The 2550-nt window shown below is 44.5% G+C and carries 1 protein-coding gene; it reads left to right on the forward strand.

Annotated elements, in window-relative coordinates; genetic code table 11:
- The first annotated feature begins 136 nt into the window (after positions 1 to 136).
- Positions 137 to 2209: a WD40 repeat domain-containing protein gene (locus O9332_RS18095; RefSeq protein WP_288026711.1), complete on the forward strand. Its 2073-nt coding sequence runs from the start codon at positions 137 to 139 to the stop codon at positions 2207 to 2209.
- Positions 2210 to 2550: the final 341 nt, after the last annotated feature.

Here is a 2550-nt window from a genome sequence, read left to right on the forward strand (position 1 = left end):
TTAGGAGTTGTCAAAACAAAGCGAAAATCAACAGTCAAGCTGATTGTAGCACCTTTTCCTGACCGGCAACGAAGTAGTCCCCAATTTTTTTTCAATAACCCCTTGACAAATTACACACAAGCTTAACTTCTCACCAATGGTCGCGGTCGGTCGAACCAGTCAAGCTTCCTTTGCCTTAAATGAACAATTGGAAGCGTTGACAGCAGCTATGAAGGCCCAGCGGCTACGAACGGATTTAGAGTCAATACCTTTCGTTAATCTACCGCCCGAGCGGAAAGATGATCTGAAAGAGATGCTCAAGATAGCCCTCTATGGCATCAAACAAGCTAATATCTTCTCAGGACATTATGGCGATGTTTTAGGAGTCAAATTTAGCCCCGATGGTGAGATGATTGCCTCCGCTAGTGCAGATAACAGGATCAAACTCTGGAAAAGAAACGGGAGTTTATTAGCCACTCTTGGTGAAAAGCGTGGTGGACACAAAGGTTCAGTAAATGCAGTGGCTTTCAGCCCCGACGGGCAACTGCTGGCCTCCGCCAGTGTGGATAACACGATTAAACTCTGGCAGCGCGATGGAACCTTAGAGAAAACTATTCAAGGGGATAAAGATGGCGTAAATGCAGTCGCTTTCAGCCCTGATGGTCAGTTGATTGCCTCTGGTGGTAACGATAAAACTGTTAAACTCTGGAAACGAGACGGCACCTTATTGAGGACGCTGGAAGGACATCGGGGGGCAGTTAAGGCAGTCGCTTTCAGCCCTGATGGCCAGTTGATTGTCTCAGGTAGTCGGGATAAAACGCTCAAACTCTGGAAACGAGATGGCACCCTATTGAGGACGCTGGAAGGACATGGGGATACAGTTAAGGTGGTCGCTTTCAGCCCCGATGGTCAGTCGATTGTCTCAGGTAGTCGAGATAAAACGCTCAAACTTTGGAAGCTAGACGATACCTCGCCGACCATCACTTTTAGTGGCCATGAAGCCTCTGTTTACGGGCTGACTTTTACCCCAGATGGTCAGCAAATCGTTTCAGGAAGTTATGACAGAACAGTCAGACTCTGGAAACTGGACGGTACTTTATTGATGACTCTCCAGGGACATAGCGATGCAGTTAATACAGTTGATGTCCGTAACTACGGTAACAACCTGGAAATTGTTTCAGGTAGTAACGACAAAACGGTTAGACTCTGGAAACCTTACAACGAATTAGTGACGACTCTTTTTGGCCATAGCGATGTGGTGTCGGCTGTAGATTTAAATGCTGATGTAATCGTCTCAGGGAGTTTCGATAAAACAATCAAACTCTGGAAGCAAGATGGCACACTGAGGACGCTACTAGGACATAAAGGTTCAGTTAGCACCGTCAAAATTAGTCCTAATGGTCAATTTATTGTTTCAGGAAGTCTAGACGGAACTCTCAGAATCTGGCGGCTAGATGGTAAATTGCTCAATACCTTGAAAGGAGATACTGGTGGTGTTCACTCTGTAGCAATTAGCCCCAACGGTAAGTTAATTGTCTCAGGAAATTGGGATAAAACGCTTAAAATCTGGCGGCTAGATGGGAAATTACTTAATAACCTCAAAGGACACACTGATGGTGTTCAAGCAGTGGCGATTAGCCCAGACGGCAAGTTTATTGCTTCTGGAAGTGCGAGTAATAGCATCAAAATCTGGCAGATAGATGGCCATGGCACTTTGCTAAGTATTGTCACTCTCAAAGGACATCTAAGTTCCGTTTTAGGGGTTGATTTTAGCCGAGACGGTCGAATGCTCGTTTCTGGAAGTGGCGACAATACTATTAAACTCTGGAAGACTGATGAAAAGGGACAATGGCTTCCTTCCTCTGTTAAAACCATCGAAGGACATTCTAATTCGGTGTTGGACGTTAAATTTAGCCCCGACGGACAACAAATTGCTTCGGCTAGTAGTGATGATACCATTAGAATTTGGCAACTTGACGGTACTTTAGTGAATATGCTGCCGGGGTTTGGGGCTGATGTTAACGCCATCCATTTTAGTCAAGACGGTAAAACTCTTGTCTCCGGGAGCAGCAACAAAACAGTAATTATTTGGGATTTGGCTCGCCATTTAACACCTAAAGATATCCAAAGATACGCTTGCAAGTGGTTAAAGGATTATTTACAGCATAACCCCGAAGTAGAAGAGAGCGATCGCCGCCTTTGTGACAACATCTTCGGCGACGATCATTAAAATGGGTCTAGGTGTGAAGTTTAACTACTGATAGGCACCAAACTTAGAGACATCTCCATTATAAATAGTCTCGTTAGGCATTACTGCCTTAAATAAATCTGCTCCAACAAACTTAGCCCCCTTCAGATCAGCCTTGGCTAACTTGACATATCCGGCTCTTCGTTACTTGTTATGGTTCGATAGGGGGGCATAAATCGACTAAATCCTTATCTGGCAAGAGACTTAATTGATTAGTTCGCTCTAGATAAAAAACAATTGACAAAAATGGCTAAATGCCTTTCTATATAAGGGTTCCATCCCTTATAATCCCCGTCCATTGCATAACACAAACCGAAGAGCCA

It is taken from the genome of Microcystis sp. LE19-10.1B, from assembly GCF_027530565.1.
GTDB lineage: Bacteria > Cyanobacteriota > Cyanobacteriia > Cyanobacteriales > Microcystaceae > Microcystis > Microcystis aeruginosa.

What these genes read in the sequence shown, in the direction of transcription:
- O9332_RS18095 (WP_288026711.1), top strand. Translation starts at nt 137, where the DNA reads ATGGTCGCGGTCGGTCGAACCAGTCAAGCTTCCTTTGCCTTAAATGAA.